Annotated in this window: 15 protein-coding genes; 7 read left to right on the forward strand and 8 right to left on the reverse strand. The window is 46.0% G+C overall.

Annotation, left to right across the window (positions count from 1 at the left end; genetic code table 11):
* Positions 1-172 precede the first annotated feature (172 nt).
* On the forward strand, positions 173-919 hold the full coding sequence (locus AS194_RS04390) for a siderophore-interacting protein (protein ID WP_058024259.1): 747 nt from the start codon (positions 173-175) through the stop codon (positions 917-919).
* A 75-nt stretch (positions 920-994) separates the two neighbouring features.
* Here AS194_RS04390 and AS194_RS04395 read toward each other — a convergent pair whose 3' ends face one another.
* From AS194_RS04395 to hppD, 4 genes are all read right to left on the reverse strand, one after another.
* A complete protein-coding gene (locus tag AS194_RS04395; protein ID WP_058024260.1) occupies positions 995-2401 on the reverse strand; it encodes a Na+/H+ antiporter NhaC family protein in 1407 nt (468 codons plus the stop codon).
* Between the two features lie 104 nt (positions 2402-2505).
* Positions 2506-2847: a 4a-hydroxytetrahydrobiopterin dehydratase gene (locus AS194_RS04400; protein ID WP_058024261.1), complete on the reverse strand. Its 342-nt coding sequence runs from the start codon at positions 2845-2847 to the stop codon at positions 2506-2508.
* Positions 2848-2962: 115 nt separating this feature from the next.
* Positions 2963-3904 (reverse strand): phenylalanine 4-monooxygenase, encoded by a 942-nt coding sequence (phhA, locus tag AS194_RS04405; protein ID WP_083499591.1) that lies wholly within the window; start codon positions 3902-3904, stop codon positions 2963-2965.
* Between the two features lie 141 nt (positions 3905-4045).
* Positions 4046-5161 (reverse strand): 4-hydroxyphenylpyruvate dioxygenase, encoded by a 1116-nt coding sequence (gene hppD, locus AS194_RS04410; RefSeq protein WP_058024262.1) that lies wholly within the window; start codon positions 5159-5161, stop codon positions 4046-4048.
* Positions 5162-5322: 161 nt separating this feature from the next.
* Here hppD and AS194_RS04415 point away from each other — a divergent pair, with 161 nt between their 5' ends.
* From AS194_RS04415 to AS194_RS13475, 5 genes are all read left to right on the forward strand, one after another.
* Positions 5323-6270: a LysR family transcriptional regulator gene (locus AS194_RS04415; protein ID WP_058024294.1), complete on the forward strand. Its 948-nt coding sequence runs from the start codon at positions 5323-5325 to the stop codon at positions 6268-6270.
* A gap of 157 nt (positions 6271-6427) precedes the next feature.
* Complete coding sequence (locus tag AS194_RS04420) at positions 6428-7624, forward strand: aromatic amino acid transaminase (RefSeq protein ID WP_058024263.1); 1197 nt, start codon at positions 6428-6430, stop codon at positions 7622-7624.
* A gap of 200 nt (positions 7625-7824) precedes the next feature.
* On the forward strand, positions 7825-9114 hold the full coding sequence (gene fahA / locus AS194_RS04425; protein ID WP_058024264.1) for a fumarylacetoacetase: 1290 nt from the start codon (positions 7825-7827) through the stop codon (positions 9112-9114).
* Between the two features lie 127 nt (positions 9115-9241).
* The gene (locus AS194_RS04430) at positions 9242-9817 is read left to right on the forward strand and encodes a VOC family protein (protein WP_058024265.1); all 576 of its coding nucleotides are present in this window, start codon (positions 9242-9244) and stop codon (positions 9815-9817) included.
* 58 nt (positions 9818-9875) lie between these two features.
* Positions 9876-10031: a hypothetical protein gene (locus tag AS194_RS13475; protein ID WP_200960317.1), complete on the forward strand. Its 156-nt coding sequence runs from the start codon at positions 9876-9878 to the stop codon at positions 10029-10031.
* Positions 10032-10262: 231 nt separating this feature from the next.
* Here AS194_RS13475 and AS194_RS04435 read toward each other — a convergent pair whose 3' ends face one another.
* Positions 10263-11120 carry an IclR family transcriptional regulator gene (locus tag AS194_RS04435; protein ID WP_058024266.1) on the reverse strand — a complete coding sequence of 286 codons (858 nt, stop codon included), beginning with the start codon at positions 11118-11120 and terminating at the stop codon, positions 10263-10265.
* Positions 11121-11302: 182 nt separating this feature from the next.
* Here AS194_RS04435 and maiA point away from each other — a divergent pair, with 182 nt between their 5' ends.
* Complete coding sequence (maiA, locus tag AS194_RS04440) at positions 11303-11950, forward strand: maleylacetoacetate isomerase (RefSeq protein WP_200960318.1); 648 nt, start codon at positions 11303-11305, stop codon at positions 11948-11950.
* A 38-nt stretch (positions 11951-11988) separates the two neighbouring features.
* Here the strand turns inward: maiA and AS194_RS04445 are convergent, their stop codons facing one another.
* The 3 genes from AS194_RS04445 to AS194_RS04455 form a co-directional block, all read right to left on the reverse strand.
* Positions 11989-12735, reverse strand: coding sequence for a hypothetical protein (locus tag AS194_RS04445; protein WP_083499593.1), 747 nt, complete (start codon positions 12733-12735; stop codon positions 11989-11991).
* A 186-nt stretch (positions 12736-12921) separates the two neighbouring features.
* Entirely contained in the window at positions 12922-14520 is a 1599-nt protein-coding gene (locus AS194_RS04450; RefSeq protein WP_058024269.1) for a sensor histidine kinase, read from the reverse strand.
* Positions 14520-15206 carry a response regulator transcription factor gene (locus AS194_RS04455; RefSeq protein ID WP_058024270.1) on the reverse strand — a complete coding sequence of 229 codons (687 nt, stop codon included), beginning with the start codon at positions 15204-15206 and terminating at the stop codon, positions 14520-14522. Before AS194_RS04455 ends, AS194_RS04450 begins: the two co-directional genes overlap by 1 nt.
* Positions 15207-15225 lie beyond the last annotated feature (19 nt).

Raw genomic sequence — 15225 nt, forward strand, 5'->3', positions numbered from 1 at the left:
CGAATGTTCAACACGCCCTAATAAAATCATCCACTTTCTAAAACCATTTTTACCCATACATTTTTAAGATAGTCAATCATCAAAGCAATATGCTAGCCTTACAAGCTATCAGACGACAATAAATCATGCTTTGCGCGCTATCGTTACATGCTACAAAAGAAGGACATAGCAAATGGCAAAACCTACCCCTAGATTACTCGATGTGATCGGTAGCAAATACCTCACCCCAAATATGTGCCGCGTCACGCTTGGTGGTACGGGGCTGACGGATTTCCCCGTAGATCAAGAAAGCGCCTATATCAAACTGATGTTCCCTCAGGGTGAGGATGCTCGGCCCTTAGTACGCACTTATACCGTCAGCGCTCAGCGTGATGATGAGATAGACGTTGATTTTGCATTACATGAAGCTGAAGGTCCTGCGTCGATATGGGCACGCAACACTAAAGCTGGCGATCAAATATTGGTGGGCGGCCCTGGCCCAAAAAAACTCATCAACAATGACGCCGATTGGTTTTTATTGGTCGGTGATATGACAGCATTGCCAGCGATCACGGTCAATTTGGCACAATTGCCTGCCGATGCTCGCGGCTATGCCGTGCTTGAAGTGACGACTGAGGCAGACCAGCAAACACTCAAAAAACCAGATAACGTCGAGATTCAATGGGTGGTCAACCCTCATCCAAATGCAGACAGCAGCCCGTTACTTGACTGCGTCAAATCACTGACTTGGCTTGAGGGACAGCCCGCGGTTTGGGCGGCTTGCGAGTTTCATAGTATGCGAGTATTGCGCCAATACTTCAAAGTTGAGCGCGACGTACCAAAGACGCATCTATATGTGTCTAGTTATTGGAAAGTCGATAGCACAGAGGATCAGCATAAAGTGGTGAAAAGTCAGGATGCCCAAACGGCAGATCAATAAAAGCTTATTTAATGAATATTTAAATGCAAAAGACGCGGCTTATATAAGCCGCGTCTTTTTATAGATCGTCACCTATTATGCTTCGACGACTTTTGCTTCTTTATCCACTCGGCTAATCGTCAGCCCCGTAAACCCGAACAGCAGTGTTAATAGCAATGACAAATAACAGAAAAAAGCATACGGCAAATACTCTAATACTGGCACCTCTAGTGCCTGACTGATAAACACCCCGCACACACTCCATGGCACTAATGGATTAATCACCGTTCCTGCATCCTCAATCGTCCGAGACAAATTCTTTGGATGCAGGTGCAAACGCTCAAACGTTGACCGAAATGCCGTACCGGATAATAAAATACTCAAATACTGCTCACCGATCAGCACATTGATACTGAGCGCCGACATCGCTGCCGCAAAGATCGCTCGTCCTGATGTCGTCAAGGTGTCCTTAATACCAGACAGTAATGCAGGTAGAATCCCTAGTGCCGTTAATAACCCGCCCAAACTCAGTGCCAGTATCACAATCGCTTGGGTAAAGAACATACTCTGTACACCGCCGCGCGACAGCATACCGCCTACTTCCCCTAGCTCTAACGACTCAGCAGGGGCATAGCCGGCAAACAGATAACCACCTAATTGACCAAAGCTTGGTGAGCTGTGCATATAAGTGATGATCAGTGCTGCGGCAATGGTACAGATAATCGTATAAATCGCATTGACCCGAAACAATGCCAATCCTACCAATATCACAAAGGGTAATACCGAATACCCATGCACCAGACCACTCTCTATTAGCTGTCCTTGTAGTATGGTCACTTGACTCAAATCAGCACTGACGGTCTGACCTGAGAATATCCAGAACAAAATTACCGTGAGTATCCACGCAGGGACGGTGGTATACATCATATTGCGAATGTGCTCAAACAGATCAATACCCACCACAGAGGAGGCAATGGTACAGGTATCAGACAAGGGCGACATCTTATCGCCAAAGAACGCACCTGATACCACCGCCCCAGCCGCTATCGCCACATTGGCATCAAAGGCATTACTCATGCCAATAAAGGCCACTCCCAGTGTGGCAGCAGTGGTCAAACTACTACCCAAGGCAATACCAATAATGGACGTCAAGATAAAGGCGGAGATATAGTAATACTCAGGGGAGATGAGCTGAAAACCAAAGTACATCAAGGTAGGTATGGCCCCTGACATCATGAGGGCGGCGACCATGAGGCCAATAAAGAAGAATAGATAGATGGCGCCGATACCGCGCATGACGCCTGAGGCCATTTGTGCTTGCATGTCGTTAAAGCTGAGTCCTTTATACATACCGATAGCCAGCAATACACAGATGGCAAGGATAAGAGACAGGTGCGGTACCCAACCAAAGCCAATCATGGTAATACCCATGATGGCGATGACGATGGCTGAGATAATAAAGGCAAGCTTGGCGCTGATCTGGGTGAGCGGTTTTGGTGGCATGACACATCCTTAAAAAATGCCAGTGGAAACTGGCATTAGATTGGGTTTGAGTTTGGAAGGGTTAGCATATGGGTTTGCTAGTGAACAACCGAATGACTGATGCGTTACTTATCAAGTAACGCATCGGTTTTAGCTGCCATGACGAAGTCATTACGATGCAACCCTTTGATACTATGTGACCACCATGTGACGGTCGCTTTGCCCCACTCTACCAATATGCCGGGATGATGCCCTTCTGCTTCAGCAATGTCTGCCAATTGATTGGCAAAATCCATCGCTGCGACGAAGTTTTTAAATTTGTACTGACGCTGCAACTGCTGAATACCCTCCACCTCAATCAATGACCAATCAGGAATTTGTGTCAATAGCTCGCGTGCCTCGGCCTCGTCGACTTTTGGTGCGCCAATACGGCAAGCTTCGCAACTGCTTTGTGATAATACTGTCATGATAATGTCCTTTTATCGAGTTTATTGTTTTGTGATGCTGATTTGTGATACTGAGGTTTGTTGACGCCACTCCACTGCTATGTGCTTATGTAGTAGAGCGGCTGTTTATAAAATTTTAATGGGATTTTTCTGGATAGGTCGGCTCAAATAACCCAAGTGACATCGCCTGCTTGACCGTCCCCATGATGTCGCTATCAACGATATCAAATAGCGTATCTAATTCGTCAATCACATAGTAAATCGGCTGTATTTGATCAATCCGATAAGGCGTACGCAGCACATCGAGTAAATCAAATACTCGGTGCTCAGGTTGGGGTGTGGGCTGCTGGTTAGATTTATGTTGGTGCTGACGTTGTGATTGGTCATTCAGTGCATAGATCGTTTCAGAAGGCGAGCTTAATATACCGCCGCCGTAAATTCTACGGTCTCCAGGCTGACTACCGACCAAGCCAAACTCAATGGTAAACCAATACAGCCGTGCTAAAAACCATCTTTCTTCTTTGGTTGCACTAAGACCAAGCTTGCCATACGTCTCGTTAAAAGCTGCAAAGGCTGGATGAGTCAATAGCGGGCAGTGTCCAACGATTTCGTGAAAAATATCAGGCTCTTCGATATAGTCCATATCCTCAAATCGGCGAATAAACGTTGCCACAGGAAAGGATTTATCGGCTAATAGTTTGAAGAATTTGCCAAAGCTGATTAATGCAGGCACCGCCGCGGTTTGCCAACCGGTGGTCGCTTGCAATACCTCGTCAATATCATGCAATTGCGGGATATGCGTCGTTGGCAAGTTTAGCTTCGTCAAACCTTCTAGATAGGCAGGACAAGCGCGGTTAGGGATTTGCTCATCTTGACGCGTAAGCAACGCTTGCCACATTGCATTTTCATCATCACTATAATGAATATGACCATGGCTATCTGGCTGATGTGAGATATAGGGCTGCTTTTTATCGGTCGCATTATGATGAGCAGATGCATCACCGCCCTGCTGCTTGGCTACAGAACTATTGGCACCGATGGCTGTATTAGGAGAATCTATCTGTGAGAGGCGTTCCATGCCTGTGTTCCTTTTATCGCAGTGAATATTTGCACTCATACTGATTAGTCAGTGGCTAATATCAGTCACTCATGCAGGACAAGCCAAACTCCTTTTGCCTTGTCCGTTTGTTTTTTAAATTTTTTCTAAATGTAGTGTGATCTACGGCGTTTCTGTTTCTGATTGATTGGTCTCTTGCTGACCGACCGTGCCACGACGCACTTGGTCGCGCTCTATGGATTCAAACAGGGCTTTAAAGTTACCTTCACCAAAACCGTCTGCATAATCCCCTTTACGCTGGATAAATTCAAAAAACACTGGGCTACCCAAGATGGTTTCAGAGAAAATCTGTAGTAGCAGACGCGGTGCGCCGCCCTCTGTCGTACCATCTAACAAGATACCGCGCGTTTGCAAGTCAGCGACGTTTTCACCATGGTTTGGTAAGCGCTCGCTCAGCATCTCGTAGTAGGCTGCATTTGGTGCAGTCATAAGTGGAATACCGGCGGCTTTTAGCATATCGATACTGGCAAATAAGTCATCACTAGCCAAAGCAATGTGCTGAATCCCCTCGCCATTGAAGTGCATTAAGTACTCTTCGATCTGACCACCGCCCTGCTTGGCTTCTTCGTTGAGCGGAATACGGATTTTGCCATCAGGGGCAGTCATCGCTTTGCTGGTCAGACCTGTATACTCACCTTTGATATCAAAATAGCGAATCTCGCGGAAATTAAAGATGCGCTCATAAAATTTTGCCCAGTACGCCATGCGGCCGCGATAGACGTTGTGCGTGAGGTGATCGATAACTTTGAAACCATATCCAACAGGGTTTCTATCGATATCTGCAAAAAACTCAAAGTCAACATCATAGATAGATTCACCGTCTTTATAACGGTCAATCAAATAGATCAGTGAGCCGCCGATACCTTTAATCGCTGGCAGTCTCAGCTCCATCACACCTGTTGGCACCTCTACTGGCTGCGCACCCATCTCCACCGCACGCTCGTAGGCTTTTTTGGCATCTTTTACCCGAAAACCCATGCTGCAAGCACCAGCACCATGCTCTTCGACGAAGTAACTGGCTGGGCTTCTTAGCTCACGGTTTAAGATTAGGTTGATGTCACCTTGGCGATATAGCGCCACATCTTTTGATCTGTGATTGGCCACGTGGGCAAATCCAAGCTGTTTAAACAATGCATCGACCGCATCAGGCTGCGGAGAAGCAAACTCGACGAAGTCAAACCCGTTTAGTCCCATTGGGTTGTCAAATAAATCTGCCATTGCAATCATCCTTAATGTCAATTGGTGGTAAAAAGTCGATTAGTAATAAAATGCGATAAAACGATTGATAATCAATCTTTATTGTTGACGTTGTATTTATATTAGATTAGCTTTATTTATAAGACTAATTGTTTTTTATGATTTATTTATCAGGTTTACTTATGAATATTAGCATTCGTCAACTGACCGCTTTTATCAAAGTCGCTGACAACGGCAGCTTCACTCGTGCCAGCGAACAGATGTATCTGACCCAATCTGCTGTTAGCGGACTGATCAAAGAGCTGGAGACTGGCCTCGGCATCGTGTTATTTGACCGTACTACCCGCCAGCTGTCGCTATCCGCTGTCGGACGCCATCTGTTGCCACAAGCGCGGCGTATCTTGAATGAGATGCAGCTGTTCGAAAACGAAGCAAGTAGCTTGACCAGCTTGGCGCAAGGTCAGGTGCGCTTAGCGGTGTCGCAGTTTGCGGCATCCTCCCTGCCCGCCGTCATCGCGCAATTTGCTAAGGAATATCCAAATATCGGGGTGTCGCTATTGGATTGCTCAGCAGAAAATTTGCTCAAGCATGTTCAAGACATCGAGGTCGATTTGGGGGTTGGTACTGAACTTGGTTTTATAGAAACTGAAGATGATATCGGTGCTGATCTGTTATACAAGCTGCCGTTTTGCGTGGTCATGCCAGACGATCATGCACTGGCGCAAAAAGACGAAATCACTTGGCAGGAGTTGCTTGATATTCCACTTATCACTCTACAAGGCCCGTTTCTTGAGCAGGTGACAGTCGAGCTGGATGACTCTATCGCCGCTCAGATTCAGCAAGCGCGCTACAAAGTCAACTTTATGTCCACCGCGCTTGAGATGACCCGCCAAGGATTCGGCATTACCTTATGCCTTCCCTATATGCCTGAGGTCATCGATTGGGTCAGCGCCAACGGCTTGCAAATGCGCCCATTGACGCAGCCTATAAAAATGCGCCAGTTCTTTATCTATCAGCGTGCCTCACGGGCGCTGTCTCCTGCAACCATCGCCTTTAAGCAGTTTTTGCAGACTTACTTTGCCACCCATTATCACGATTTACATCAGCCTGAAACACTGTCGATTAAGTGATGCATCACGCCACAAACTCATCTGCCAGATAAAGAGACAAGATATTTGGTGATTTATTTTATTAATTGCGCAAGATAACGCACTCGCGTGTTGAGTTCATCAGCAATTTGCTCTATGATTTTCGGCTGCTTGGTTTATATTATTATAAGGAAATGGCATGTTTGAACGTATCGATTATTACGCTGGCGATCCAATTTTAGGTCTGATGGAAAAATACTCAGCAGATAACAATCCTAACAAGGTTAACTTGGGCATTGGCATCTATTATGATGAGAATGGCGTACTACCTGTGCTCGACTGTGTGAAAACAGCTGAGGCGCGTATTGCTGATCCTATCGCGCCACGTCCCTATCTACCTATGGCAGGCTTGCCTGGACACCGCAAAGGCTGTCAGGAATTATTGTTCGGTAAAGATTCACAAATCTTACAAGACGGTCTGGTTGCGACCATCGCCACTATCGGTGGTTCTGGCGCGCTAAAAGTGGGCGCTGAGTTTATCCATGAATGGTTCCCGCAGTCTAAGTGCTATGTGAGCGACCCGACATGGGGCAATCATATCGCTATCTTTGAAGGTTCTGACGTAGAAGTCGGCAAATACCCGTACTACGACAAAGCCAACAGCAGCATCAAATTTGATGAGATGATTGCGTTTTTTGAGACATTGAACAAAAATGATGTCATCTTGCTACATCCTTGTTGCCACAATCCAACGGGGCTGGATTTGACTCAAGCGCAATGGGACACGGTACTCAACGTCATCAAAGCACGTGAATTGATTCCATTCATGGATATCGCTTACCAAGGGTTTGGCGAAGACATGGACAGCGATGCTTACGCTATTCGTAAAGCCGTTGAGATGGGCTTGCCACTGTTTGTCAGCAACTCATTCTCTAAAAACCTATCGCTATATGGCGAGCGCGTTGGCGGTCTATCAGTCGTCTGTCTCACCGTAGACGAAGCCGAGCGCGTATTTGGTCAGCTAAATGCGATGGTACGCCGCATCTACTCAAGCCCGCCATCACATGGTGGTCATGTGGTTGATATCGTCATGAACGATGAAGCGCTACATGAGCAGTGGGTTGGCGAAGTCTATGCCATGCGTGACCGTATCAAAGCCATGCGCCTAAAGCTAAAATCGGTACTAGAAGCAAAAATCCCTAACCGTAATTTTGACTACATCACGCGTCAAAACGGTATGTTTAGCTTTACTGGATTGACGCCTGAACAGGTCGAGCGCCTACAAAGCGAGTATGGTATTTATATGGTATCTAACTCACGTATGTGTGTAGCTGGCCTAAATACCAGTAACATCGACTATGTGGCCAACGCGATGGCAGATGTTTTAAAAGACTAAATTCATCAGAAGTAAAGACTAAGAAATGAAAAAAGGCTGAGCGATTGCTCGGCCTTTTTTTGTGCTTAGGGTTTGTTTCATCAATCAGCAAGCAAAAGACATGGCACAAAAAACTTGCAATCAACATATCAATAAATTACATTATACGTAAGTCATTAACTATAACGTAATTAAATTATATTTTTAGCAAGGAGCAAACCATGTCAACGACTGACAGTACTCTCACCTCTTTTATCGACATCAAAGCGGACTCTGACTTTTCCATCCACAATCTGCCTTATGGCATCTTTAGCGACACTAAAGATAGTGCTCGCCGTGCAGGGGTTGCCATTGGCGATCAAGTACTAGACTTGTCTGTGCTAGAGTCAGAAGGGTTACTGAGCCTAAATGGTGGGCCTTACTTTGATCAGTCGACGCTAAACGCTTTTATTGATTCTGGTCGAGACAATTGGACAAAAGCACGCACGACCATTCAGTCGCTACTATCTAGTGACAACAGCGACTTACGTGACAATGCCGATCTGCAAAAAAAGGCGCTGTTCAAGCAAGCAGACGTTACCATGCATCTACCTGTTCAAGTACCTGGCTTTACCGATTTTTATTCATCGAAAGAACACGCGACCAACGTCGGTACGATGTTCCGCGATCCAAACAATGCCCTGCTACCCAACTGGACGGAAATGCCAGTTGGTTATAACGGACGCGCCAGCACCGTCATCATTAGCGGGTCTGATATCATCCGCCCTTCAGGTCAGCTAAAGCCTAACCCTGATGAGCGTCCTGTTTTCACCGCCTGTAAGCGTTTGGATTTTGAGCTCGAGACCGCTTTTGTCGTTGGTAAAGGCAACCATATCGGTCAACCAATCGCCGTAGACGATGCCGCTGATCATATCTTTGGTATGGTACTGCTCAACGACTGGTCGGCTCGAGATATCCAAAAGTGGGAATATGTCCCTTTAGGCCCATTTAATGCCAAGACGTTCGCCTCGCAAGTTTCTCCGTGGATAGTGACGATGGATGCATTGGCACCATTTAGCACCGCTTGCCCAACCCAAGAGCCTGAACCACTGGCTTATCTCAATGAAAAAGACAAAGAGAGCAGCTTTGATATCAATCTGTCGGTCGAGCTACTGCCTGAAAATGCAAAAACGGCTACGGTTATTTGCGAGACCAATTTTAAATACATGTATTGGTCAATGGCGCAGCAATTGACGCATCACACCATCACTGGCTGCAAAGTTGAAGTCGGTGACATGATGGGCTCGGGCACAATCTCAGGGCCAACGCCTGATTCTTATGGCTCGATGCTAGAGATCGCTTGGAATGCCACCAAACCCGTAGCACTTGAGGGCGGTGAGTCGCGCACCTTCATCGAAGATGGCGATACCGTCATTATGAAAGGCTATAGCGAAAAGAACGGTGTGCGCATTGGCTTTGGGGAAGTACGCGGCAAAATACTGCCCGCACTTAGCTTTGATTTTAACAAATAATAATGGCATAGAAAAAAGGCGTAGTGACAGTGGATTTGAGCCGTTAGAACCATCATGACATTTGGTCTATTAGTACGGGCATCGTTCCTCTTACATTCACGCTACGCCTTATCAAAAGGAGTTGGATATGAGCTTTCAAATTGAAAAAATCCATCATGTGGCTTATCGCTGCAAGGATGCCAAAGAAACGGTCGAATGGTACAAAAAAAACCTCAATATGGATTTTATCTTGGCATTTGCAGAAGATCACGTACCTTCGACCAAAGCCTTTGACCCCTATATGCACGTCTTTTTGGACGCTGGTAATGGCAACGTATTGGCGTTTTTTGAAGTGCCCAACCAGCCTGAAATGGGCTTTGACCCCAATACTCCAAACTGGGTACAGCACTTGGCGCTCAAGGTAAAAGACCGAAATGAGCTGATGGCAGCCAAAGAACAACTAGAACGTGCAGGTATTGATGTCATTGGCGTGACCAATCACGGTATCTTCCACTCGATATATTTCTTTGATCCTAATGGGCATCGTCTCGAGCTGACTTATGACGATCCGACCTCAGAGGACAAAGTCTCGATGATTACGGAGGCCATCAAGCACGACATGCTAGATGAATGGTCACGTACCAAACGCGCCCCAGCCCACACACAGTTTTTACACAGTGATGAGTTCGCTGAAGCCCGTGACATTGCGCCTGTCGGCGAGTAACTGCGTCGTCTTTCTACCTGCTACTTTTTTTACATTATCTATCAATCGTTACTTTGTCATGATCGATATCTCTGACCCACTCAATGATCCCGACTGGAGGGGCCCATTGATGGAAGGCTCAAAGCACTATCTAGATGAAGTCAATGCCACTGGTCTAGATGCTAATAATGTATACGAAAAAGCAAAAGCCGCAAGTAGCGCCTGCGTGGTTTAGAGAATGGACTGAATCAGACAACATGAGTAAATAAATCTCTCGACGCGATAACGCGATATAGTGAAACCATTACAAAAATGGTATAGCAAGATTAAACGCTATTTTTCGCAGCCTCTGGAGACGCAGTCACAGCAAGCAAGAAAAGTAGCGTTTAATCGAGCGCGTTTCCTATGCTGTATTAATTTTATTAAGGTTCTACTATAGCCAATCAGCTTGTAGTTAACATTTTGGCTATGCTATTTGATAGCGCTGCGCGATTGCTAGTATTTGCTCAACCACGTTCTGTTGCTCACTCATTGGTAGTTGCTCTGTGGTTCCAATGATAGTAATGGCATATTCTAGCGGCAGAGCCTCGTTAGCAGTTTTATCACTGCTCGTGGATAGATTGGCAGCACTATTGGCAAAATGCGGCAATATCACAGGTATCGTAATAGCATTAATACCCATGAGCATATCGCCTGTCACTGTCGCATAGCCTTGAGTACGTATCTTGGCTTGCAGCTGAGCAAAACTCTGCAACTTCTCTGTCATATCTGCTACGGCATTACTTGACTGCCATTCAGCGGTGACCAATGGCTGAATGACCGCGTCAGGTTGATAGCTGGCAAACAATTGTCCTGTGGCTGATGTCGTCAAAGGCATACGTGAGCCGATGCGAGTGATGATGCTAATCGGACTGTCTGGTTCAACAGACTGAATAATAATTGGGCCTTCGCTAAACCACTTAGCAATTTGCACACCGCAATTTAGGGTATCTTTAATCTCATTGGCCACCTGCGTGAGACGCGCCAAGAGATTGTTTTGACTGAGCTCAGTATGTCCTAATGCTGCCAATGCATTTACTCTATCGCCAAGCCCATAGCGCCCATCATCAAGCTTACGAACATAGTTTTTGCGAATAAGACTCACCAAATAACGATGGGATTTTGCGGGATGCATCTGCATGGCCTCAGCGATATCCTTTAGCATCATAGGCTCATGGCGATCGATAAGCACATCTAGTATCGACAATCCAATCTCAAGTGACTGAATACCCCCTTGGTTTTTGGTATTAGCGGATTGATCTAAAGCGTTTTTGGCTACTGGCATGATTGGCTCGATTCTAGTGTACTTAATTATGTTTTCTTGATACTGAGTTGCTCAATGAGAATTGCTCAATGAACTGGCGGTGACATACAGGCCAAATTAATAGTGACACGACTCAATAATACTAACTTTATCTCACATAAGCTTGATACAAATAACCTATCACAATAAGGGCATAAATAATGATGACACTTTACGGCTATTTTCGCAGTGGTACTTCTCACCGTACCCGTATTGCCTTGAATTTAAAAGGCTTAGATTATGATGATATCGCGATCAATCTGGCACAAGATGAGCAGTTAGAGGACGCATTTAAAGCGATTAATCCGCAAGGACTGGTGCCAGTCTTAAAAGCGGACGATTTATTATTATACCAAAGTCCCGCTATCTTGGAGTGGTTAGAAGAAGCCTACCCTGAGCACGCTTTATTGCCCCAAGATGCCGCTGGTCGCATGCACGTGCGTGCGCTAAGTGCGATGATTGGCTGCGATATCCATCCGATTAATAACCGCCGTATTTTACAGTACTTACGTAATGAGTTGTCAGTAGATAAAGAGGCAGTCATTGCATGGTGCAATCGTTGGATTACTGAAGGGTTTGCAGCGTTAGAGACACGGTTGGCAGCAGATAAAAACCGGGGGCAGTTCTGCTATGGTGACAGGCCCACTTTTGCAGATTGTTATTTGATTCCACAAGTCTCTTCTGCTCGCCGCTTCAAAGTAGATTTGAGCGCTTACCCCAATATCGTCGCCATTGATACTCATTGCCGTACACTAAAGGCATTTGCAGTTGCGGATCCTATGATGCAACCTGATGCGCCAAAACATGCATAAATATCAATATATTAAAACAGGACTTAATAAGGATATTATTATGTTAACTGTTGATTGTAAATAATATCGACTCTCAACTTCCCTATTACTTGCAGTTTCTTTACAAGGATTCGTATGAAACATACTACAAAAGCATTAATAGCAGCCATGGCATTTTTCGCTTGCTGAAGCACCGATGCCAAAGGCAAAAGACGCAACACCAGATGACGATGACTGCACACCAATTGCGGTAGATAATGCGCCTTCAGATAGCGCTTTTGCTCCAATAGCGATGGAGGCGGCGCTGCCTGATTCGGTATTAATCTTATAGCGAGGTGTTTCAACCAGATCACGACCTGTGTAGGAGAAAAAGTAGTATTGACATCGCCGCCATTGAGGGTGGATGCTGAGATCCCATTGATGTTCGCTTTGGAGGCATCATCTAGATCATCGCCGCCAATAGCAATAGAAGAATGCCCTTTTGAAACGACGTTTGCACCGATGGCAATAGACTGCTGTCCACTAGCTACGGTGTTCTGACCACTTTGACCGCTACCAATAGCGATGGCTTGCCCGCCATTAGCACTAGCATTGGGTCCGGTTGCACCATCGTTGTTGACATTGCCAATAGCGGTTGAATTAACACTATAGTACTTGGTTTTGTTAGCGGCGACGGTCTTAGCTAAGTTATCTAACTGTGAGCCATTCACTGCATCTTTACTTGTAGAGTTGATTGTCCCATTAGCGACATTGATTATTTTGTTATTGCCTTCATTAGCCCAAGTGCTATGGCACTTAAGCGTAATGTTAGGAAACGCGCTCGATTAAACGCTACTTTTCTTGCTTGCTGTGACTGCGTCTCCAGAGGCTGCGAAAAATAGCGTTTAATCTTGCTATACCATTTTTATAATGGTTTCACTATAGAACATAGAACATCAATCCATGAAAAGTATCTACTGGTACGTTAAACTTTTTCCTCATGATAAATTTTACTATTTAATCGGTAATACTATCTGCACCACCAATCCCAAAGCCCCGTCTTGTCGGTTATAAGCGTTGATAGATCCCCTGTGTGCCATTACGACAGCATGAACAATGGCCAGCCCCAGCCCATAACCACCCGTATCACGATGCCTAGCAGAATCAAGCCGCACAAAGGGCTGAAAGATACGCTCTAAGTCATCGTCAGCGACGCCGCCGCCCTCATCCGTGATACTGATTTGAATCGCAGGCGCTTTATTATTCATCTGCACGGCTGTCATCTTAGCAGTGACGGTCGAACCTACTGCCGTATGCATAAAAGCATTGCGAACGACATTCTCAAGTGCGCTATGCAACTGCTCTTGATTGCCTTGTACTGTCCAAGCGCTTTTTAAGTCATTGCCAAATGAATATTCAGGTGGTTGCCACTGCCATCTCACCTCTTTATGCTGAAACTCGAAACACACATCCTGTCCGATGTCACTGATAATCTCGGACAAATCGACGGCTTCGCTCTCCAAATTATCAATCGTGTATTGCTGCATTTGTAGGGATTGAATATGGATAATTTGCTCAATTAACTCATTCATCCGCGCAGACTCTTTGTCAATACGGTCTAAATAACGATGGGCGTTGGGTGCAAAATCACGAGTCAGCTCAGTTGCAACATCGAGACGCGCGAGCGGTGAGCGCAGCTCATGCGAGATATCACTGAGCATCTGCTTACGCGCCAGCTCACTATCAGCCAGTCTCGTTGACAAATGAGCCACGTCTTTGGCCAGTAATCCCAGCTCATCATCACCCATTTTTGATAGCGCTGGATTGGCTTGATAATCCCCATCAATCATACGATGAACAGTACTCTGCACACGTCCAATACGCTGAGTCAGCGTACGGCTGAGCCAGACACAAACCAACACACTAAAGGCAATAATCAATAGTAAACGTATGGGAAAATTGCCATGCTGTAGCTCCACCACATCTGCAAAACGTAGATGCGGGCGCAACTGTATGATGACTGATTGTCCATCAGGCAGTTCAACCGAGATATCTGCCAGCTCAGGGCGCGCATCAATATCCGCTATCGCAGCACTGCTCGACATTATTGGTTTTAGGATCTCGTGCAAAACAGAAGGCTGTTTTATGGGCATTTCATCATTCAGATTGCTTGGTTTATTGTTATCGTAAGCTCTAGGCGGTGGCGGCAGTGGTTGCTGCATGGCACGTTCCATCGACTGCTGGCCGCTCTGCCCACGTCCTTGCGTGCGCTCGTCTCTGTCCCGATAACGCGGAAATATAATAGCGCCTTGCTCATCGTAGACTCTGATTTGACTCATGAGGCGTCGATCTTGACGATACATCTGCCTGACAGCTATCAAATCACCCACTCGCAGCGCATCGACCATCTCTTGACGTTGAATTAATAGACTCTCAATTTGTACGTCCATACGAGCCGTTAGCTCTTTTTCAGCCAGCCAGCGCTCCACCATAATGGATAACAGTGAGGTAACTAGTATCGTCAGTAATAGACTCAGGAATAAACGCCAAAACAGCGTGATTCGCACTTTGAATTTCGGTGATTTGACGGGATTACTGGAAGTTTTTATCATTAGAGCACCAGTTGATAGCCTTTACCGCGCACCGCTTTTATTGGTTCGTCATGAAAAGGCTGAAGTTTTTTGCGCAGGCGAGACACATGCACATCAAGGCTACGATCAAAAGGCTGCAACTCACGCTGCAAGACATTCTCTGACAGCCATGCTTTGCTGACCACTTCCCCTTTTTGCTTGAGCAGCGCCACGAGTAAGTCAAACTCTGTTCCCGTCACTTGTAGCGCCACACCATCTATTTCACAAACACGCTGGTTTTGATCAAGATGCAAGCGACTCTCTGGTAGCGGCGTATGCTCAGACGTGGTCGTGTTGGTACGCTTAATTACAGCATTGATACGCGCTAGTAGCTCGCGGGGGTTACAGGGCTTGGTGATATAATCGTCAGCGCCCAGCTCCAAACCAATAATACGATCAATCTCCTCACCCTTTGCCGTCAGCATAATCACAGGGATATCACTGATATTTGGCAGTTGCCGCAGCACACTTAGCCCATCTATTTTTGGCATCATGATATCGAGGACGAGCAAATCATAAGCGGAATCATCGTGCGCCACCGCTTTTAATCGTTGTATAACTGCCGCCCCATCATGGACACAGTCGCAATGAATATCATGGTTGTGCAAATACTCTTGTAGTAACTGAGTCAATTCTTCATCATCATCGCCTATCAATATATTTGGCACACTTACCTCCTTTTCATGA

This window comes from Psychrobacter piscatorii, assembly GCF_001444505.1.
GTDB classification, from domain to species: domain Bacteria; phylum Pseudomonadota; class Gammaproteobacteria; order Pseudomonadales; family Moraxellaceae; genus Psychrobacter; species Psychrobacter piscatorii_B.